This window comes from Frateuria hangzhouensis (assembly GCF_026410505.1).
In the GTDB taxonomy this organism is placed as follows: domain Bacteria; phylum Pseudomonadota; class Gammaproteobacteria; order Xanthomonadales; family Rhodanobacteraceae; genus Frateuria_A; species Frateuria_A hangzhouensis.
The window spans coordinates 1-18940 of record NZ_JAPMIU010000026.1 but is presented as its reverse complement, the minus strand read 5'-3'; the positions used below and the strand labels follow the sequence as shown (position 1 = coordinate 18940).

Below are 18940 nucleotides of genomic sequence, written 5' to 3'. Positions count from 1 at the left end.
CAATGAGGCGGGGGGCCGCTCTACAGACGAGGTCGAAGATTTCGCCTCAAGGAGCCCACGGCCTCCCCGGAAACACACTTGCTTGGTTCGCACCTCTGTGTGTGCGTGAGCAACATACAAGGAGCCCGCTCGCAGATGCCGGCGCCGGCCCACCTCGGTGGATCTGCAGGAGCCCACTTGTGGGTGATCGGGCGGGCCGGGGGCTTCGCCCGCAAGTGGACTCCCGCAAAGGGGCGGCGGTGGGTTGGCTTGGCCATGGCGTGATGCCCGCGCCGGGCCAGAAGGAGTTTTCCGAGGTTCCCGGCGGGGTCGGTGCACGATGGACATTTTCCCGGGAGCACCGCCATGCCCAAGATCGACCCCTCGAAGGTTTCCGAATACCGCGGCTCGCGCTATCCGGCGCCTTATGCGCAAGCCGCCCAAGGCCGCATCAGGCAGGCGCTGGGCGATGCCGGCGAGCTGTCCGATTTCGGCGTCAACCTGACCCGCCTGCCGCCGGGCGGCTGGTCCAGCCAGCGCCACTGGCATACCCGCGAGGACGAGTTCGTGTATGTGCTGTCAGGCGAACTGGTGCTGGTCACCGACGCGGGGGAGCAGCCGCTGCGCGCGGGCGAATACGCCGCCTTTGCCAAGAACGTGGCCGACGGCCACCACCTGATCAACCGCGGCAGCGAAACGGCCGTCTATCTGGAAATCGGCACGCGCTCGGACGACGATGCCTGCCACTACCCGGATATCGACTTGTACGTCGAAGGCAGCGGCGGTTTCACCCACAAGGACGGCACCCCCTACTAGCGCGGCACTGGCAAACCCCGCGCGGTCATTCCCCGCCCTTGCCCAGGTCGCCCTCGGGGTCGCTCTTGCATACTTCGTGGCCACAGCCGCACGCCCCCTCGCTGCGACCGGAGTTCGCCGCTTCGCGGCAATGGTCGCTGCAATACTGGTCGCCGCCAGGGACGGTGGTGCATTGGCAGGGAGCGTGGCCGCAGCGGTAACCGTTGTCGGACATGGCGCTTGACTCCAGATCGGTGGGCACCGCAATGCCCGGAAAGAACGCGGCGCATCGCGCTTCCTTGCCCTGGCTCTGCCATGGGCCACCGCAGGGGCGGGAGCCGGGGTGCCACCACCGGCCAGGGAACCGCGATGCGCCAACGTCCTGGAGCGTGCCGACGCCCACGTGAAGGCGCCGACGAGGAATCGCGCAACGTGGCTCACTTGTCGCGTATCGCCTCGACCTGGATGCGCAGCGCCACCTGCATGTCGAAGCCGTAATCCTTGCCCGCGTCCAGCCCGAACGCGCTGCGGTCGAAGCTGCCCAGCGCATCGGCGCCGCACCATTCCCGTTTGGTGAGCGGGTGCGGCATGCACTTGAAGTGGTCGATGCGCAGCGTCAGCGGACGGGTGACGCCGTGCAGGTTGAGGGTACCCTCCACCCGCGTCGGCGCGCCGTTGGCGAAGCCGGCCAGCCGGCCCTTGTAGATGGCCTGCGGATGATGCGACGCATCGAAGAAATCCTTGCCGCGCGCCCAGGCGTTGAGCGGCTCCTGCCCGAAATCGATGCTGTCCAGCGCGATGCGCACCTCGACGCTACCGCCGCCGGCGGCCTTGTCCAGCTCGACCCATCCCTTGCTGCGATTGAACTTGCCACGCCAGGTGGACATGCCCATGTGGTCGGCCTCGAAGCTCGGGTACGTGTGATCCGGATCGAGCGTGTAGCGCACCGACGCCGCGCTGGCGGCGAACGGCAGCAGCAGGGCCATTGGAAGCAGGCGAAAAAGGCGGATGGCGAAGTGGTGCATGGCGGTTCCCGTGGCCGACGCCGGCGGCGTCCTCACGATGAAGACGAACGGGCATGGCCGGATTCGACACGGGCGCAGGTTTTGCCGTGGAACCGGTCCGGGAATGGGCCGGAAACAACCTTCCGCGTCAGCTTTTTACCGCAAAAACTTGCTGCCATGATGCCAGTGCGGTCGACACCCCTCCGGAGCCGTCCATGGCGAGCACGCGGCACTCTTCCTCATGGCCGGTCGGCCAAGGCGAGATGGCCGACTGCATCCGCCGGCATGACTGGGCCGCGACCGCGCTCGGACCGATCGCCGGCTGGCCGCCGTACCTGCGCACCGCCGTGGACATCTGCCTGGCCTCCCCCACGCCCACGGCGGTGCTCTGGGGCGAACAGCGCCTGCAGCTTTACAACGACGCCTACTGCGCGATCGCGCGGCACCGCCATCCGGCCATCTTCGGACGCCCGGCGCTGGAGAACTGGCGCGAAGCGCGCGACCTGATCGGCCCGATGCTGGACCGGGTCTTCGCCAGCGGCGAATCGAGCCAGGCCGAAAACTGGCCGATCGAGCTTGATGGCGCGGGCGGCGTGCCGGTGCGGCGCGTGTTCACTTTCACCTTCTCGGCCATCCGCGACCGCTACGGCGCGGTGGCCGGCGCGTGGCATACGGCGATCGAGATCACCTCGCGGTTCCACGCCGAGCATCGGCTGCGCGAACTGATGGACGTCGCCGGCCTGGGCGCGGATTTCCGTGCCTTGTTCCAGTCCGCACCGGCGCCGCTGCTGCTGCTTGCGCCACCGGATTTCAACGTGGTGGCCGTCAACGACGCGCTGCAACTGGCTTGCGGCGAGCCCCATGGAAACCTGCTGGGGCGCCCGGTCTTCGAGCTGTTCGCCGGGTGGCCCGACCGCGTCGCGACCGAGCGGCAACTGCGCGCATCGCTGGAGCGCGTGGTCAGCCGGCGGGTTCCCGACACCTTGCCGATGGTGGCGCAAGGCGGACCCGCGGAAGGCCCCCGGCAACGCTGGTGGACCATCATGAACACTCCCGTGTTCGATCCGCGCGGCGAGGTCGCGCTGGTGATCCATCGCGCCGAGGACATGACCGAACTGGTCCGCCTGCGCAACGCCAGCGAGGCACAGGCGCAACTGGATCTGGACCAGCAGGCGCTGATCGATCGCCTGCGCGGCTCCTGCGCCAAGGCCAACACGGACTCACCGGACGACCAGGCAAGCGCGCAACGCCAGGCACGTTTCCTCACCGGCATACTCGATTCGATTTCCGACTACGTCTATGCGTTCGACCGCAAGCGCCGCTTCGTCTACGTCAACCAAGCGACGCGCAAGCTGTTTGGCCCGAAGGTCGACCCGGCAGGCAAGACCTTCCTGGAGCTGGGCTATCCGCAGGCGCTGGCGCAACGGCTCGACGGCCACGTCCGGCGCATCCTGCAGACCGGCGAGACGATCGAGGACGAGGTGTACTTCACCAATCCCGCCGGCACCCGCGCGTACTACGAGTTCGTCTGGAGTCCCGTGCGCGGCGATGGTGCCCGCATCGAGCAGGTCGTGGGCGTCTCGCGCGACACCAGCGATCGCAGGCGCATGGAGGAGCGCCTGCGCCAGGGCGAGGAACGACAGGCTTTCCTCCTGCAGTTGGACGAACGCATACGCGGGCTCGGCGATGCCGCCCAGATCATGGCGACGGTCAGCGACATGGTCGGCCGCTATCTGGAGGTGGGCCGCTGCGGCTATGGCGAAGTGAGCGACTGCGGCCAGTACTTCAGCGTCGAGCGCGACTGGACCGACGGCGACATGCCCAGCCTGGCCGGCCGCGTGCGGCTGGCCGACTTCGGCGTCGAGGTGGTGCACCAGTACCGCGCTGGCCGCACCGTGGTGCTGGACGACACGCTGCAAGATGCGCGCACGCGCAGCGCCGAACCGGCCTATGCCGAGGCTGGGCGCCTGCGCGCCGGCGTAGGCGTACCGCTGTTCAAGGGAGGGCGCTTCGTGGCCGCGTTCTACGTCCACCAGAGCCGGCCGCGCGCCTGGCGCGACGAAGAGGTCGCCCTGCTCGGCGAAGTCGCCGAACGCACCTGGGCGGCGGTGGCGCGCGCCCGCGCCGAACGCGCGCTGCGCGAGAGCGAGCGGCGCTACCGCACCCTGTTCGACGCGATCGACGAAGGCTTCTGCATGGTCGAGAAGGTCGACACCGCACCGGGGCAACCATCCGATTACCGCTACCTGGCCAGCAACCCGGCGTTCGTGGCGCACACCGGCGTCGGCGGCGTCATCGGCCGCACCATGCGCGAGGTGTTTCCCCAGGCGCCGCCGTTCTGGTACGACACCTTCGACACCGTCATCGGCAGTGGCGATTCCTTCCGCTTCGAGCATGGCCTGATCGCCCAGGGACGCGTGCTCGACGTGTATGCCTGCCGGCTGGACGACGGCACGCACCGGCGGGTCGCGGTGGTGTTCAACGACATCACCGAGCGCAAGCGCCACGAACGGCACCAGCGGATGCTGCTGAACGAACTCAACCATCGGGTGAAGAACACGCTGGTGACGGTGCAGTCCATGGCGATGCAGAGCTTTCGCCCGGGCGACGATCCGGAACTGGCGCGCCAGCGGTTCGAGGGTCGCCTGATGGCCCTGTCGCGCGCGCACGACATTCTTACCCGCGAACACTGGGGCGGCGCGCCGCTGGCCGGCATCGTGCAAGAGGCGGTCGCGCCCTGGCGTGACCAGCACCACGACCGGCTGCACGCCGCCGGCCCGCCGGTGTGGCTGCAGCCACGCCATGCGCTCGCCTTCGCCATGGTGCTGCACGAGCTGGGCACCAACGCGGTCAAGTACGGCGCGCTGTCCACCCCGGACGGCGTGATCGACATCGCCTGGTCCGCCGACGGCCTGCTGCGCCTGCGCTGGGTCGAGTCCGGCGGTCCGCCGGTGGCTCCGCCGGCACGGCGCGGCTTCGGTTCGCGGCTGATCGAGCGCGGGTTGCGCCACGAGATCGGCGGTCGGGTGGAGCTGGATTTCGCCCCCGGCGGTCTGATCTGCACCATCGAGGCGCCGGTGGGCGATCTCCAATGGCCGGCGAGGGTCGGGTAAGCGCCGAAGCGGACCGACGCTCCCGTCGAGCCCGCTATCGGCGACGTGGCAGTTAAGTTATCGTTTACCGGCAGCCCTTACATGCAGGGGGAGCATGGTGGTTGACGCAGTCCCGCTCACGTTCGGCTATTACACGGCTGCCCTGGTGGCGGCGGCCGGCATCGCGCTGGCCTCCGGTCTCCAGTTCGCCGTCATCGGCCTGTGGCGTCGCCGCGAAGCGGTCTATCTCTCCTACGCGATGCTCTGCCTGTGCATCGCGACGCTGGCACTGTCCAACGCCCTGTTGCACACCGCCTCCGGCCTGCCGGTGGCGACTGCCGCGCTGCGCACCATGATCGGCGCCGCGGCCATCTCGTTCCTGCCGTTCGTGGTGTTCATCCGCGCCTATACCGGCGGCCCGGCGCAGTTGCGGCTGCAACTGGCGGTAGGCGCCGTGGCGGGCCTGTTCATGTGGCTCAACCTGGAGTTGCCCGCCACCGTGTTCTTCACGCAGCTGGCGCCGGGCACGGGCATCGCCCTGCCGTGGGGCGAGCGGTTGTACGACCTGGCGGGCACGCCCTCGGTCTGGGGCCTGTTGTTCCACGCACTGACGTACGTCGCTTTCCTGTGGGCGCTTTCCTGTGCCGTGGCACAAATGCGCGGCGGCGAGCGATTACGCGGCGCGCTGCTGGCGATCTGCCTGCTGTCCCAGTTTGGCGCGCTGCTGTGGGGCGACGTGGTGGTCGACGCGCTCGGCCATCACTACCCGTACCTGGATGCGTTCTCGTTCCTGCCGTTCGTGCTGCTGATGGGCCTGTCGCTGGCAACCCAGCTGCATCAGCGCACGGTGCAACTCGAGCTGACCACGCGCCGGCTGGAGGCAGAGGCGCACACGCGCCGCGAGGCCGAGTTCAACCTGCGCCACGTGGCCTACCACGACAGCCTCACTGGCCTGCCCAACCGCCTGCGCGCGCTGGATCACCTGGCCACCTTGCACACCGAAGCGATCGCCCGGGGGCAGCACGGCGCGCTGCTGCTGATCGACCTGGACAACTTCAAGACCATCAACGACGCACTCGGCCATCCAGTGGGCGACCGCATGCTGGAGGCGATCGCCGACCGCCTGCTCGCCGCCGTGCCGCCCGACTCGATACTGGCGCGGCTGGGCGGCGACGAGTTCGTGCTGGTGCTCGGTCCGCTGGCCGGCCCGGCCGCGGCGGTCCAGGCGCAGGCGCAGCTGGCCGCCGAGCAGATGGTCGCGCGCCTGGCCGAGCCGGTGGCGGTGGACAACCGCATTCTGGCGGTCGGCGCCAGCGTGGGCGTGGCGCTGTTCCCCGCCGGCGAAGATGGCGTGGCCGACCTGCTGCGCCGCGCCGACATCGCGCTGTACCGCGCCAAGGCAGCCGGGCGCAATGCCGTACGGCTGTTCCTGGAGCCGATGCAGCAGGAGGCCGACACCCGGCTGGCGCTGGAGCGCGGTCTGCGCACGGCGCTGGAACAGGAGCGCATGCCGCACCAGTTCACGCTGCACTTCCAGCCGCAGGTCAATCGCCGCGGCGAGCTGGTCGGCGCCGAGGCATTGCTGCGCTGGCAACATCCGCAGCTGGGCGAGCTGTCGCCGGCCGTGTTCATCCCGCTGGCCGAGGAAACCGGCCTGATCCATGCGCTGGGCGTCTGGGTCATCGGCGAGGCCTGCGCACACATCCGCGCATGGGACCGCGATGGCGTGGTTTTCGGCGGCCGGCTGGCGGTGAACGTGAGCGCCTGGCAGCTCAACCACCCGCACTTCGCCGCGCAATTGGAGGCGCAGGTGCGTGGCGCCGGCGTCGAGCCTTCGCGCCTGACGCTCGAGCTGACCGAGAGCGCGCTGCTGCGCGATTTCGACAGCGCACTGGAAACCCTCAACCAGCTTTCGCGGGCTGGCTTCCGCCTGGCGCTGGACGACTTTGGCACCGGCTACTCGTCGCTGAGCTACCTGCAGCGGCTGCCCCTGGACGTATTGAAGATCGATCGTGCGTTCGTCAACGGGCTTACACCCGACGCCGCCAACCCGCTGGCGAGCTTCATCATCGACGTGGCGCACCGGCTCGGCATGGCCGCGGTGGCCGAAGGCGTGGAAACCGTGCCACAGCGGCTGGCCCTGGAACGGCTGGGCTGCGACGGCCTGCAGGGCTACCTGATCTGCCGTCCGGTCGACGAGGACGGCTTCCGCCGCTGGCTGGCCGAACACCAGCAGGCGCGCACCCTGCCGCAGGCGCAACGCAACGCCGCCGAGGGCGTTATCCCGCGCGATCGGTCGCCGCGCGACAGGAACTCGTCCGGCGACAACAGCTAGGCGCCCCCTGCCCACCCGCCCACCGCGGCGCGAGGAAGCGCGCACGCCTGGCTAGGCTCCGGGACGTGGCGCACCGTCGCGACGGTGCGAGTCCAGCACCGTGCACACCTTGGCCAGCAGGTCCTCGTCGCGGAAGGGCTTGCTCACGATGCGATCGTCGCCGACCTCCTTGAACGCGGCAAAGTCGGCATAGCCGGTCAGGAACACGATCGGCAGCGAGGGGCGCCTGGCGTGGGCCTCGCGTGCAACCTCCGAACCGTTCATGCCCGGCATCGCGTAGTCCATCAGCATGAGGTCGACCGTGCCGCCTTCGCGCTCGAGCACGTCGAGCGCCGAACCGCCGCTGCCGGCCTCGATCACCTCGTAGCCGCGCTCGGTGAGGATCGCCGCGGTCACCTCGCGCACGTCCGCATCGTCGTCGACCAGCAGGATGCGCTGCCGCGCCGGGCCGTTGTCCTGGCGCACCACTTCCTGCATCACCGCCTCCGACTCGGCCGCGACGCCCGCCGCGCGTGGCAGGTAGACCTTGATCGAGGTGCCTTCGCCCAGCCGCGTATCGATCCGCACGCCGCCGCCGGATTGCTTGGCGAAGCCGTACACCTGCGCCAGGCCCAGGCCGGACCCCTTGCCCACCTCCTTGGTGGTGAAGAACGGCTCGAACGCGCGCGCCAGCACTTCGGGCGTCATGCCGCTGCCGTGGTCGGTGACCGCCACCATCACGTAATCGCCGGGGCACGGTTCCTCAGGGCGCGCGGCCGGTTCGCGCACCGCCACGTTGGCCGTTTCCACCATCAGGTCGCCGCCCACCGGCGAGGCGTCGCGCGCGTTGATCGCCAGGTTCAGGATCACCAGCTCGATCTGGGTCGGGTCGACCAGCGCCGGCCACAGCCCCTGTTGCAGCTTCATGCCCAGCTGCACCGAGCCGCCCATGGAGCTCTGCAGCAGATCGCGCATGCCCACGACGATGCCGTTGAGATCGACCGCCTTGGCTTCCAGCCGCTGCCTCCGCGAAAAAGCCAGCAGTTGCGCGGTGAGCTTGGCGCCGCGCGTGGCGGCGTCCTTCATGTAGCCCAGCCGCTGGCGCAGGGCCGGATCGATCCCTGGCCCGCTGAGCGCGCGCTCGAGGATGCCGATGTTGCCGCTGATCACGGTGAGCAGGTTGTTGAAGTCGTGCGCCACGCCGGAGGTGAGCTGGCCGACCGCCTCCAGCCGCTGCATCTGGCGCAGCGTGGCCTCGACGCGTTCGCGTTCCTCGATCTGCGCCAGCAACTGGCGGTTGGTCGCGGCCAGCTCGGCGGTACGCTCGGCCACGCCGCGCTCCAGCGCCTCCTGCGCCTGGTGCTCGAGGGTGCGATCGCGCAGCACCTTGAGGTAGCCGAGCAGTCGGCCACCGCCGTTGCGCAGCGGCATCATCAGGCCGCTGGCGAAGAAGCGGGTGCCGTCCTTGCGCATGTGCTGGCGATCGTCCACGGCACGGCCGCTCTCGACCGCGCGTTTCATTTCCCGCTCGGGAATGGCCTGGTCGCGGTCCTGTGGCGTGAAGAACAGGTCCGCCGGCTTGCCCAGCACTTCGTCTTCGCGCCATCCCATCAGGCGCTCGGCGCCGGGGTTCCACAAGGTGATGCGGCCCTTCAGGTCGATCGTCAGGATGCCGTAGCCGGTGGTGTTTTCCAGGATCAGCCGCAAGCGGTTGCTGGTGGCGCGCAGCGCCGCTTCGGCGCGGGCGCGCTCGACGGCCGCCCAGGTGCGCTCGGCCACCTCGCGCACCAGCACCTCGTCCTCGTCGGTCCATTGCCGCGGCTCGCGCTGCTGGACCGCGAGGAAAGCCGCCAGCCGCCCGCCCTTGACCAGCGGCACGGTGAGGCTGCCGCGCAGGCCGCCCAGCGCGTGATGGACCCTGGCCGCCTCCGGGTCGACACGCGGATCCTCGAAGGGATCGCTCACGCGCAACGCCACCCCGGTCAACGCTTCGGCGACCAGCTTCGGTCCGAACTCGCTGAGCCGGTGCCGCCCCACGCCCGAGGGCATGTCCTCGCGCACCCAGTCGCGCTCGACGGTAAAGAATTCGCCAGTCTCGTCGAGCTCGGCATAGCCCACGCGATCGGCGCGCAGATGGCGGCCCAGCCGCCGCGCGGCGACCGCCATGATCTCGCGTGGGTCGCTGAGATTGCGCAGAGCATCGCTCAGGCGCGTGCGGAAGCGCTGCCGCCGCTCGGCCAGCACGCGCTGGCTGGTCTCGATCGCCTCGTTGATCAGGCCCATCACCTGCCCGTTTTCGTCGCGGACGGGGCCGATCCAGTAGTCGAAATAGGCGTGCTCGGGGGCGCCGTTGCGCTCGAGGACGAAGCGCGCGTCGCGGAAGCAGCTGGGCTTGCCCTCCAGTGCGCGCTGGATCACCGGCTCGGTCATTTTGCGCGCCTCCGGCCACACTTCGCGGAACGGGCGACCCAATGCCTCGGGCCGGTTGCCCAACAGCGGCCGATAGGCGTCGTTGTAGAGGCAGGTGAGCCCGACGCCCCAGCCGAGCGCGATCGGCAATTCGCTTTCCAGCATCATCGATACCAGCGTGCGCAGCGATGCGGGCCATGCAGCCGCCGGGCCCAGCGAGGTGGTGTCCCAGGGGAAGGCGCGGATGCGCGCCGCCATCTCGCCGGTGCCGGCGAGAAGAGCGCCCCCTGCTGACGCTGGCGTGGAGGATGCTGGCAAGTCCCTTCCTTGCGGGCCTCCCTGCGCCGGGGCTGGTTGGATGATCGGGCCTGTGGGCGTTGCCTGCCTCGCCGGCCCGCCGCCGTGCTTCACTTCTCGGAGCTGCCCTGCGGATCAGCCCGATACGCAAGGGCCAGCAGCGTGAAGCTCGTCACACTATGGGTTTTTCACTGTCGCCGGGCCGGCAAGAGGTCGTGAGGGTGACCTTGCCGCGTCCGCTGCGTCTGCCGGCAAGCGCCCATTCACGCCGCCACGACCGCGGCTGTCGCCCCATCGGACCTCCCGCATGTCCCAGAATCCGCTCGATTGCCTGATCGTGGGTGCCGGCCCGGCCGGCCTGACCGCGGCCACTTACCTGGCCCGCTTCCGCCGCCATATCCTGGTGGCCGACGCGGGCGCCAGCCGTGCGCGCTGGATCCCGGCCAGTCACAACTGCCCCGGTTTCCCCTTCGGCGTGGCCGGCAACGAACTGCTGGCGCGCTTCCGCTTGCAGGCGCAGGCCTACGACGTACCCTTGGCGAGCACGCGCATCACCCAGCTCAGCCGCCACGACGGCGGTTTTACCGCCAGCGATGGCGAACGCCACTGGCATGCGCGCATGGTGATCCTGGCCACCGGCGTGGTCGACCGCCTGCCCGCGATCGCGGGCGTCGAGCAGGCGATCGCCGCCGGCACGGTGCGGTTGTGTGCGGTCTGCGACGCCTACGAGGCGCGCAACGACGTGATCGGCGTACTCGGGCCGGCGGCCACGGCGCTCGACCATGCCGCGTTCCTGCGTACCTTCTCCAGCCAGGTCTGCGCGCTGGCCGCGGATGACGCTCCGCTGGATGAGTCACTGCAACGCCGCGCGACCGACCGCGGCGTGCAGTTGTGGCCCGCGCCGCAACGCCTGGACCTGATCGACGGTGCCTGCCTGGCGCACTTCGACGACGGCCGCCGGCTGCGGCTGGACACGCTCTATCCCGTGCTGGGCGCCGATGCGCAATCGGACCTGGCCGCCGGTCTGGGCGCCACACTCGACCCCGAGGGCGCGCTGGTCGTGGACGAGCATCGGCAGACCAGCGTCGCCGGCGTCTATGCGATCGGCGACGTGGTCAGCGCGCTGAACCAGATCAGCGTGGCGGTCGGCCACGCCGCCGTGGCGGCCACCGCCGTGCATCGGCGGCTGCCGGCGAACTATTGCTGAGCGGGCTTTCGCCGCTTCGCTGCCCGCTCTGTCCTCATTGTGCCGACGACGACGACGCCGGCAGCGTCACGCCGGTAAGCAGGTCGCGGATCTGGCGCAGCTTCGCCTTCACCCTGGCCTCGTTGTCCGCACCCATGCGCATCAGCATCTTCTGCCCCGCCGAGCGCGTCTCCAGGCCGGCGTCGGCGTAGCGGTAGAAAACCTTCGGCTGCACCAGTTGCACCGGCGCCTCGGGCACCGGCGCGGCAAGCATGTCGTCGATGGCGGCGATCAGGCGATCGTTGAAATAACCCTTCGGATAGCCCAGGTCGCGGTAGGCCTGCTGGAACAACGGGTAGTGCGCAACGTACCAGGCGACCAGCGCCTTCGGGTCGGTGCCATCCAGCACCCGCATGTACGGCGCGTAGCGCTCGGCATTGCGCGGGCTCAGCGTGACGGCGCCATCGCCCTGCTCGACCAGGAACGCCCCTTTGGGCGTCTGGACGGGCAGGATGTTGCTGCCCACGCTTTGCCGCGGCAGGGCGTCGACGGTCGCCACGACGCGGCGGATGATCTGCTGGCGATGCAACAGGCCATCCAGCGCGTCGCCGCCGGCAAGCGCCAGCAAGCCATCGGCCACGCTCGTGTCGCTGGCGTCCAGCGCCGGCAGCGGGGAGGTCGACGCCGGCGCCGGGCCGGCCTGCGCGATCGGGTGCTGGATCGCGGTGGAGGCGTGCGCCGGCCCCTGCCCGGCATTGGCCGCGGTCGAGGATGCCGCCACGGGCGCTTTCCCCCCTCCCGCCTGCGTCGCCTTGCGCCAGATGAACACGCCCACCGCAATGGCCACGACCACCACGATGGCCGATATCACCCACTGCCCTGCCGAAGACTTCTTCTTTTTCAAATGACGTTCCCGCCTGTATTCGAATGCCAGCCCTTTGGATAACGCTCCGGGCGACGATGTGCAACCCGCAACGGGAAAGATGATTAGGGCGCGATGCCGAACAGCTTGCCCGCAACCGTCGTGGCCGCCATCGCCAGGGCGCCCCAGAACGCGATGCGCAGTGCGCCCTTGCCGGGCGCGGCGCCACCCATGCGCGCGGCGGCCGCGCCCAGCAGGGCCAGGCAGGCCAGCGAGACGGCGAACACCAGCGCCAGCTGCGCCGCCGGCGGCGCGACCGCGGCGATCAGCAGCGGCACCGCCGCGCCGCCCGCGAAACTCGCCGCCGAAGCGCCTGCCGCCTGCAGCGGACGCGCCTTGAGCACCTCGGTGATGCCCAGTTCGTCGCGCGCGTGCGCATCGAGCGCATCGTGCGCCATCAGTTGCTCGGCCACCTGCCGTGCCAGCGCCGGCTCGAGTCCTCGACCGACATAAATGGTCGCCAGCTCGCGGTGCTCGGCGGCGGTATCGGTGGCCAGTTCCTCGCGCTCGCGCGCCAGTTCGGCCTCCTCGTTGTCGGCCTGCGAATGCACCGACACGTATTCGCCGGCGGCCATCGACATCGCCCCGGCCACCAGCGCCGCCACGCCGGCCAGCAGCACTGCATGCCGCCCGGCATCGGCCGCCGCCACGCCCATCAGCAAACTGGCAGTGGAAACGATGCCGTCGTTGGCCCCGAGCACGGCCGCGCGCAGCCAGGCCATGTGGCCGGTACGGTGGCGTTCGTGGTGGTGGTGATGATGGCGGTGCATGCCCGCTCCGTTCGATGGACCCGGCGTGAGCATAACCGTGCCTGGCGGCTGTCGATCCGCCGAGCGCGATAGCCGCGCGGTTTTACGGGGTGGTCACTGCTGCCTGGGCAGCATCGCCGCATTGCCTGCGGAGGAAAATGTCATGTCCCGATCGACCAACCCGCCGAGCGGCGGCCCCGGCAAGACCACCGGCAATCCGGCCGTCAGCGGCAGTGGCACCGGCATGGGCGCGGCCCAGGCGGGCGGCGCCGGCGGTGTCGGCGGCGTGCAGTCCGGCACCGTCAACGATGCCGCCCGGGGCGCCGGCACCGGCGATGCCCCCGATCCGAGCCTGGGCAGCGGCATGGCGCTGTCCGGGAAGGGCAACCGCATGGGTGACGCGGCCACCGGCGGTCCGCCGGGCATGGGTAAGGCGCCCCCAGGCACCGCGGCACCGATCGAACCGTCCGAGCTGCCGTACAAGGTGAGCGCCCCGCCGGACCGCGGGCGCTGAGGCGCTGCGCCCTGCCGCGCGCGCGATCGCCCATGCAAGGCCTCAACGAAAACGGGCGCCCGAGGGCGCCCGTTTTCTCTTGCGTGGGGACGGATCGGCTTACTTCTCGCCGACCACGATCACCTTGACCTGCGTCTGCACGTCGGCGTGCAGGCTGACCACCACCTCGAACTCACCGGTGTGGCGGATCGGGCCTTCGCCCTGGATCACTTCGCCCTTGCCGACCTTGTGGCCGGCCGCTTCCAGCGCGTCGGCGATTTCACGCGGGCCGACCGATCCGTACAGCTTGCCTTCCGGGCTGGCGTGCGCGGCGATGGTCACCTCGGCGCCCTCGAGCTTGGCCTTGCGGGCTTCGGCGTCGGACAGCAGGCTGTTGGCCTTGGCTTCGTATTCGGCGCGGCGCTTCTCGAAGGCTTCGAGGTTGGCGGCGTTGACCGGCACGGCCTTGCCTTGCGGCAGCAGGTAGTTGCGGCCGTAACCCGGCTTGACCTTGACCTTGTCGCCCAGGTTGCCGAGGTTGCGGACTTTTTCGAGAAGAATCAGTTCCATGGGTTTTTCCTTTCGTTAGCGCCGGAAAGCCGGCGCAGCCGTGGACGGTTGTCCGAAGTTGTCTTTGCTCCCTCTCCCCTCTGGGGTTGAGGGCTGGGGTGAGCGGCCGGTCTGGCGGTGAACTCCATCAAAGCCAAGGCTTCGATCCCCGAGTTCCGCGCAAGCCCTGCCCCCTCATCCGCCCCTTCGGGGCACCTTCTCCCCGGAGGGAGAAGGATCAATCAGCTCAGACGTCGTGGTTGTCGGTGTACGGCAGCAGCGACAGGAAGCGGGCGCGCTTGATGGCGGTGGCCAGCTGGCGCTGGTAGCGCGCCTTGGTGCCGGTGATGCGGCTGGGCACGATCTTGCCGTTCTCGGTGACGTACTGGCGGAGCGTGTTGAGATCCTTGTAGTCGATCTCCTTCACGTCTTCGGCAGTGAAGCGGCAGAACTTGCGGCGGCGGAAGAACTTGGACATGGGTCAGGGCTCCTGGATCAGTCGGCGTCGCGGTTGTTGTCGCGGTCTTCGCGCTCGCGGCGCGCCGGACGCTCGTCACCGTCGCTGTCGTCATCGCGGCGACGCGAGGAAGACTTGGCGTCGTCCTTTTCCTTCGACTTGAGGATGAAGGACGGCTCGGTGTCGGCCTCGTCGCGGCGGACCACCAGGTGGCGCAGCACGGCGTCGTTGAAGCGGAAGCCGGACTCCAGCTCGTTCAGCGCGTTCTGGCCCACTTCGATGTTGAGCAGGACGTAATGCGCCTTGGCCAGGTTCTCGATCGGGTACGCCAGCTGGCGGCGGCCCCAGTCCTCGAGGCGGTGGATCTGGCCGCCATCGGCCTCGATCAACGCCTTGTAGCGGTCGATCATGGCCGGGACCTGCTCGCTCTGGTCAGGGTGGACCAGGAACACGATTTCGTAATGACGCATGGTCATTGTGGTGTTGGCTCCTTGTGGATGCGGCCCGAAGGCCTGGCAGCCTCCCGCCGTGGCGGTGAGGCAAGTACCTGCCGGCGCCTATCGGGCGCGGACAGAAGCGGAATTGTATCCTGGCCCGCCCGACCACGTAAAGCGCACGTGATTTCCCGGAGGTGTGACTGCTCAGCCGACCGTGAAGCTCTCGCCGCAACCACATTCCCCGGTGGCGTTGGGGTTGTGGAAGACGAACGCGGCGTTGAGCCCCTGCCGGCGGAAATCGATCACCGTGCCCTCCACCATGGGCAGGCTCTTGGCGTCCACGATCAGCGGAATGCCGTCGACGTCCAGCGCCCGGTCGCCGTCCTGTACGGACTCGGCCAGGTCCACCACGTAGGCAAAGCCCGAACAGCCGGTGCGTTTGACGCCGAAGCGCACGCCGGCCGCGCCGGGTGTCTGGGCGAGGAACTGGCGGATGCGGTCGCGGGCGGGGGGAGTGATCGAGATGCTGTTCATGGCCCTGAAGGGTGAAGTAGGACGCAGGCCTACATTATCATGCGGGTTTGTCCCGACGCGCCGATACCGGCGCGCGAATCGAACACGACAGCGCCCGGATGCGGCGCGCGCGCAGGAGTTTCAATCCCATGCCGGTTGCAAGCCCGACCTTGTCCAGCGTCAAACAGGCCCTTTCCGGCGCGATCGAGGCCGGCAACACGGTGACCGTGCGTGGCTGGGTGCGCACGCGGCGCGATTCCAAGGCCGGGCTGTCGTTCGTCAACGTCAGCGACGGCTCCTGCTTCGACCCGATCCAGGCGGTGGCGCCGGCCACGCTGGCCAACTACGAAAGCGAGGTCCGCCACCTGACCGCCGGTGCCGGCGTGATCGTCACCGGCATGCTGGTGCCCTCGCAGGGCAAGGGCCAGGCGTTCGAGATCCAGGCCAGCGAAGTCGTCGTCACCGGGTTCGTGGACGATCCGGAGACCTACCCGATCCAACCCAAGCAGCACTCGATGGAATTCCTGCGCGAGGTCGCCCACCTGCGCCCGCGCACCAACCTGTTCGGTGCGGTCACGCGCGTGCGCCACACGATGATGATGGCGATCCATCGCCACCTGACCGCCGAAGGCTTCTTCTGGGTCAACACGCCGATCATCACCACCTCCGACGCCGAGGGCGCCGGCGACATGTTCCGGCTGTCCACGCTGGACCTGGCCAACCTGCCGCGCACGGACGAGGGCAAGGTCGACTTCCGCAAGGATTTCTTCGGCCGCGAGGCGTTCCTGACCGTTTCCGGCCAGCTCAACGTGGAGGCCTACTGCCTGGCGATGAGCAAGGTCTACACCTTCGGCCCGACCTTCCGCGCGGAGAACTCCAACACGCCACGGCACCTTGCCGAGTTCTGGATGATCGAGCCGGAGATCGCCTTCGCCGACCTGGCCGCATGCGCCGACAGCGCCGAGCGCTTCCTCAAGGCGATCTTCAAGGCGGTGCTGGAGGAGCGTGGCGACGACATGGCCTTCTTCGCCGAGCGCGTGGCGTCCGATGCGATTACTCGGCTGGAGCATTTTATCGCCCAGCCGTTCGAGCGGATCGACTACACCGACGCCATCGAGATCCTGAAGAACTGCGGCCAGAAGTTCGAGTACCCGGTGGCCTGGGGCATCGACCTGCAGACCGAGCACGAGCGCTACCTGGCCGAGAAGCACGTCGGTCGCCCGGTGGTGGTGATGAACTACCCCGAGGCGATCAAGGCCTTCTACATGCGCCTGAACGACGACGAGAAGACCGTCGCCGCGATGGACGTGCTCGCGCCGGGGATCGGCGAGATCATCGGCGGCGCGCAGCGCGAAGAGCGCCTGGATTACCTGGATCGCCGCATGGCCCAGTTCGGCCTGGATGCGGACACCTACGGCTGGTACCGCGACCTGCGTCGCTACGGCACGGTGCCGCACGCGGGCTTCGGGCTGGGCTTCGAGCGCCTGCTGTGCTATGTGTGCGGGCTCTCCAACATCCGCGACGCGATCCCCTACCCGCGCGCCGCCGGATCCGCCCTGTTCTGACGAGCATGTCCGATTGCTTATGTCCCGTCGTCTTCCGCTGACAACCCTGCTGGTCCTCCTCACCCTGTTGCTGGGCGCTTGCCACAGCATCAAGGTGCTGGTGCCACCGAACCTGCGCGCGCCGACCGATTCCGGCGACGCGCTGGCGCAGGCCAAGCTGCAGTTGCAGCAGGCCACGCCCTGCTGCGGCAGCTTCGCGGATTTCTCCTACCAGACGCCGCTGCCGTGGCGGCCGAAGAAGTTCGAGCTGGGCCCGGGCAGCATGGTGGCCAGCCTGAATGGCGTGCGCAGCTACTTCCTCGCCTTCCACCTGCCCACCGACGTCAAGGTGCCTTATCGCGTGGCGCTGAAGTCCGAATTGAACGGGCGCTGGCTGCACTCGAGCTACCTGTTCGCGCCGACCACCGTCCTGCTGGACGCGGCCTTCCAGCCGATCGAGTCGCAGGACGTGCCGCTGTGCGAATACATGGGCTGGAGCAGCGCCACCACCGGCGCCTTCGGCGAGCTGAAGGTGACTAGCGACAAGGCACGCTACCTGGTCGTCTACAGCTCGGCCGACCAGCAGGCCGGCGACACTTACTGGGAGCAGTCGCCGGCTTCGTTTTCGGCGCAGGCGCCGGTGCGCATGACCTCCAACGGCAGCTTCCGCATCCCGCACGGGCCGGACGGCACAGTCTGGATCGGTTTGATGAGCGAAAGCTACGCCAAGGCCGTCGAGAACGGCATCTGCGACAAGGCACCCCAGGGCAACGGCCTGCTCAACACCTTGCGCACCGCCCTGCCGACGCACTGGAGCAAGAGCGGAACGTGAACTCCCTTGTCGCGCTTTACCTGTTGCTCCTGGCCGGCGGCGTCGTCTGCTTCGTGCTGTATTACCTGGCGCAGTACCGCATGGCGCGGTTGCTACGCGAGCATCACCCGCAACAATGGAAGATCATCGCCGAGCCCGAGCAGGGACGCCCCAGCGGCGTGCGCACCTGGATGCGCATGCAGCACGTGCTGCGTTCGTCCCAACCGCGCCTGCCCGAGCTGTTGCAGGACGAGGCGATCACGCGCTGGTTCCGGCTGTGGCGGGTGGCTCCGTGGCTGGCCTGGGGCTGCTGGTTCGCTGCCATGTTCCTGCAGTGGAAAGCGCGCTGAAGGTCTTCGGCGCCCTGTAGGAGCCCGCTCGCGGGCGATGCTTTCACTCTGATCGATCAGGACAAAGGGCATCGCCCGCGAGCGGGCTCCTGCAAGGGCACTTCCAACCAAGGAGGCATTCAATGGACCTGGATCTCACGGGCCGCCACGCACTGGTCTGCGGCGCCTCGCAAGGCATCGGCCGCGCCAGCGCGATCGAACTGGCCGAACTGGGCGCCAGCGTCACCCTGCTCTCGCGCTCCCCGGGGCCGCTGGAGGAGCTGGCCAGCAAGCTGCCGCGCCCGCGCGACCAGGAACACCGCTGGCAGGCGGTCGACATGCTCGACACTACGCGCCTGCAGGGCGTGGTCACCGAGGTTGCCGCGGCCGGCCCGGTGCACATCCTCATCAACAACAGCGGCGGCCCGCCTGGCGGCCCGGCGCACATTGCCGACCCGGCGGCCTTCGAGGCGGCTTTCCGCCAGCACCTCATCGCCGGCCAGGCGATGGTGCAGGCCTTGCTGCCGAGCATGCGCGAGGCTGGTTATGGCCGCATCGTCAACGTGATTTCCACCTCGGTGAAGGAGCCGATCCCGAACCTGGGTGTCTCCAACACCGTGCGCGCGGCAGTCGCCGCCTGGGCCAAGACGCTCTCTGGCGAACTGGCCGCCGACGGCATCACGGTCAACAACGTATTGCCCGGCTATACCCGCACGGGACGGCTGGACAGCCTGCTCGGCACGCAGGCGAAGAACAGCGGACGCAGCGAGAACGACATCGCCCGCGACCTGATGGCCACGATCCCCGCGCGCCGCTTCGGCGAGCCGGCCGAAGTCGCCGCGGTGATCGCCTTCCTGTGCACGCCGGCCGCCGCCTACGTCAACGGCGTCAGCATCGCGGTCGACGGCGGCCGCACGCGCGCGCTGAGCTAGCCCCGTAATCACATGGACTCGCCCCCGCGCACTTAGGCGTCATGGCGCCAGCGGTGAGATAACGCTTTCACCGTCACATGCGGAGGGCGAGTCATGAGCAAGATTACGACCATTGCAATCGATCTGGC

At 69.0% G+C, this 18940-nt stretch carries 18 protein-coding genes; 9 read left to right on the top strand and 9 right to left on the bottom strand.

Annotated features, from left to right (window positions below):
• Positions 1-345 precede the first annotated feature (345 nt).
• Positions 346-795 (top strand): cupin domain-containing protein, encoded by a 450-nt coding sequence (locus OSC30_RS16455; RefSeq protein ID WP_267172934.1) that lies wholly within the window; start codon positions 346-348, stop codon positions 793-795.
• Positions 796-820: 25 nt separating this feature from the next.
• On the opposite strand, the gene OSC30_RS16450 is transcribed toward OSC30_RS16455, so the two are convergent.
• Both OSC30_RS16450 and OSC30_RS16445 read right to left on the bottom strand, forming a co-directional pair.
• Positions 821-1009 carry a hypothetical protein gene (locus OSC30_RS16450; protein ID WP_267172933.1) on the bottom strand — a complete coding sequence of 63 codons (189 nt, stop codon included), beginning with the start codon at positions 1007-1009 and terminating at the stop codon, positions 821-823.
• A gap of 202 nt (positions 1010-1211) precedes the next feature.
• A complete protein-coding gene (locus OSC30_RS16445) occupies positions 1212-1799 on the bottom strand; it encodes a YceI family protein (RefSeq protein ID WP_267172932.1) in 588 nt (195 codons plus the stop codon).
• Between the two features lie 194 nt (positions 1800-1993).
• On the opposite strand from OSC30_RS16445, the gene OSC30_RS16440 reads away from it, so the two are divergent.
• Positions 1994-4891 carry a PAS domain-containing protein gene (locus tag OSC30_RS16440; protein WP_267172931.1) on the top strand — a complete coding sequence of 966 codons (2898 nt, stop codon included), beginning with the start codon at positions 1994-1996 and terminating at the stop codon, positions 4889-4891.
• Positions 4892-4985: 94 nt separating this feature from the next.
• Positions 4986-7205 (top strand): putative bifunctional diguanylate cyclase/phosphodiesterase, encoded by a 2220-nt coding sequence (locus OSC30_RS16435; RefSeq protein WP_267172930.1) that lies wholly within the window; start codon positions 4986-4988, stop codon positions 7203-7205.
• A gap of 51 nt (positions 7206-7256) precedes the next feature.
• Here the strand turns inward: OSC30_RS16435 and OSC30_RS16430 are convergent, their stop codons facing one another.
• A complete protein-coding gene (locus tag OSC30_RS16430) occupies positions 7257-9911 on the bottom strand; it encodes a PAS domain-containing protein (protein WP_267172929.1) in 2655 nt (884 codons plus the stop codon).
• A gap of 286 nt (positions 9912-10197) precedes the next feature.
• On the opposite strand from OSC30_RS16430, the gene OSC30_RS16425 reads away from it, so the two are divergent.
• Positions 10198-11097: an NAD(P)/FAD-dependent oxidoreductase gene (locus OSC30_RS16425; RefSeq protein ID WP_267172928.1), complete on the top strand. Its 900-nt coding sequence runs from the start codon at positions 10198-10200 to the stop codon at positions 11095-11097.
• 34 nt (positions 11098-11131) lie between these two features.
• On the opposite strand, the gene OSC30_RS16420 is transcribed toward OSC30_RS16425, so the two are convergent.
• Both OSC30_RS16420 and OSC30_RS16415 read right to left on the bottom strand, forming a co-directional pair.
• Positions 11132-11980: a DUF3014 domain-containing protein gene (locus OSC30_RS16420; RefSeq protein ID WP_267172927.1), complete on the bottom strand. Its 849-nt coding sequence runs from the start codon at positions 11978-11980 to the stop codon at positions 11132-11134.
• Positions 11981-12063: 83 nt separating this feature from the next.
• Complete coding sequence (locus OSC30_RS16415) at positions 12064-12768, bottom strand: VIT1/CCC1 transporter family protein (RefSeq protein WP_267172926.1); 705 nt, start codon at positions 12766-12768, stop codon at positions 12064-12066.
• Between the two features lie 142 nt (positions 12769-12910).
• Here OSC30_RS16415 and OSC30_RS16410 point away from each other — a divergent pair, with 142 nt between their 5' ends.
• On the top strand, positions 12911-13261 hold the full coding sequence (locus OSC30_RS16410) for a hypothetical protein (RefSeq protein WP_267172925.1): 351 nt from the start codon (positions 12911-12913) through the stop codon (positions 13259-13261).
• 99 nt (positions 13262-13360) lie between these two features.
• Here OSC30_RS16410 and rplI read toward each other — a convergent pair whose 3' ends face one another.
• The 4 genes from rplI to OSC30_RS16390 form a co-directional block, all read right to left on the bottom strand.
• Positions 13361-13810 carry a 50S ribosomal protein L9 gene (gene rplI / locus OSC30_RS16405; protein WP_267172924.1) on the bottom strand — a complete coding sequence of 150 codons (450 nt, stop codon included), beginning with the start codon at positions 13808-13810 and terminating at the stop codon, positions 13361-13363.
• Positions 13811-14036: 226 nt separating this feature from the next.
• Positions 14037-14267: a 30S ribosomal protein S18 gene (rpsR, locus tag OSC30_RS16400; protein ID WP_007081973.1), complete on the bottom strand. Its 231-nt coding sequence runs from the start codon at positions 14265-14267 to the stop codon at positions 14037-14039.
• A 17-nt stretch (positions 14268-14284) separates the two neighbouring features.
• Complete coding sequence (gene rpsF / locus OSC30_RS16395; RefSeq protein WP_267172923.1) at positions 14285-14722, bottom strand: 30S ribosomal protein S6; 438 nt, start codon at positions 14720-14722, stop codon at positions 14285-14287.
• A gap of 165 nt (positions 14723-14887) precedes the next feature.
• Positions 14888-15217, bottom strand: coding sequence for a HesB/IscA family protein (locus OSC30_RS16390; RefSeq protein ID WP_267172922.1), 330 nt, complete (start codon positions 15215-15217; stop codon positions 14888-14890).
• Between the two features lie 128 nt (positions 15218-15345).
• Between OSC30_RS16390 and asnS the strand changes: the two genes are divergently transcribed.
• From asnS to OSC30_RS16370, 4 genes are all read left to right on the top strand, one after another.
• On the top strand, positions 15346-16761 hold the full coding sequence (gene asnS, locus OSC30_RS16385) for an asparagine--tRNA ligase (RefSeq protein ID WP_267172921.1): 1416 nt from the start codon (positions 15346-15348) through the stop codon (positions 16759-16761).
• A 19-nt stretch (positions 16762-16780) separates the two neighbouring features.
• On the top strand, positions 16781-17572 hold the full coding sequence (locus OSC30_RS16380; RefSeq protein ID WP_267172920.1) for a MalM family protein: 792 nt from the start codon (positions 16781-16783) through the stop codon (positions 17570-17572).
• Entirely contained in the window at positions 17569-17901 is a 333-nt protein-coding gene (locus OSC30_RS16375; protein WP_267172919.1) for a hypothetical protein, read from the top strand. Before OSC30_RS16380 ends, OSC30_RS16375 begins: the two co-directional genes overlap by 4 nt.
• A gap of 122 nt (positions 17902-18023) precedes the next feature.
• Positions 18024-18812, top strand: coding sequence for an SDR family oxidoreductase (locus OSC30_RS16370; protein WP_267172918.1), 789 nt, complete (start codon positions 18024-18026; stop codon positions 18810-18812).
• Positions 18813-18940 lie beyond the last annotated feature (128 nt).

Bases quoted from the DNA above. Each gene is read 5' to 3' on its own strand.
- OSC30_RS16455 (WP_267172934.1), top strand. From the start codon at position 346: ATGCCCAAGATCGACCCCTCGAAGGTTTCCGAATACCGCGGCTCGCGC.
- OSC30_RS16450 (WP_267172933.1), bottom strand. From the start codon at position 1,009: ATGTCCGACAACGGTTACCGCTGCGGCCACGCTCCCTGCCAATGCACC.
- OSC30_RS16445 (WP_267172932.1), bottom strand. From the start codon at position 1,799: ATGCACCACTTCGCCATCCGCCTTTTTCGCCTGCTTCCAATGGCCCTG.
- OSC30_RS16440 (WP_267172931.1), top strand. From the start codon at position 1,994: ATGGCGAGCACGCGGCACTCTTCCTCATGGCCGGTCGGCCAAGGCGAG.
- OSC30_RS16435 (WP_267172930.1), top strand. From the start codon at position 4,986: ATGGTGGTTGACGCAGTCCCGCTCACGTTCGGCTATTACACGGCTGCC.
- OSC30_RS16425 (WP_267172928.1), top strand. From the start codon at position 10,198: ATGTCCCAGAATCCGCTCGATTGCCTGATCGTGGGTGCCGGCCCGGCC.
- OSC30_RS16415 (WP_267172926.1), bottom strand. From the start codon at position 12,768: ATGCACCGCCATCATCACCACCACCACGAACGCCACCGTACCGGCCAC.
- OSC30_RS16410 (WP_267172925.1), top strand. From the start codon at position 12,911: ATGTCCCGATCGACCAACCCGCCGAGCGGCGGCCCCGGCAAGACCACC.
- rplI (WP_267172924.1), bottom strand. From the start codon at position 13,810: ATGGAACTGATTCTTCTCGAAAAAGTCCGCAACCTCGGCAACCTGGGC.
- rpsR (WP_007081973.1), bottom strand. From the start codon at position 14,267: ATGTCCAAGTTCTTCCGCCGCCGCAAGTTCTGCCGCTTCACTGCCGAA.
- rpsF (WP_267172923.1), bottom strand. From the start codon at position 14,722: ATGACCATGCGTCATTACGAAATCGTGTTCCTGGTCCACCCTGACCAG.
- OSC30_RS16390 (WP_267172922.1), bottom strand. From the start codon at position 15,217: ATGAACAGCATCTCGATCACTCCCCCCGCCCGCGACCGCATCCGCCAG.
- asnS (WP_267172921.1), top strand. From the start codon at position 15,346: ATGCCGGTTGCAAGCCCGACCTTGTCCAGCGTCAAACAGGCCCTTTCC.
- OSC30_RS16380 (WP_267172920.1), top strand. From the start codon at position 16,781: ATGTCCCGTCGTCTTCCGCTGACAACCCTGCTGGTCCTCCTCACCCTG.
- OSC30_RS16370 (WP_267172918.1), top strand. From the start codon at position 18,024: ATGGACCTGGATCTCACGGGCCGCCACGCACTGGTCTGCGGCGCCTCG.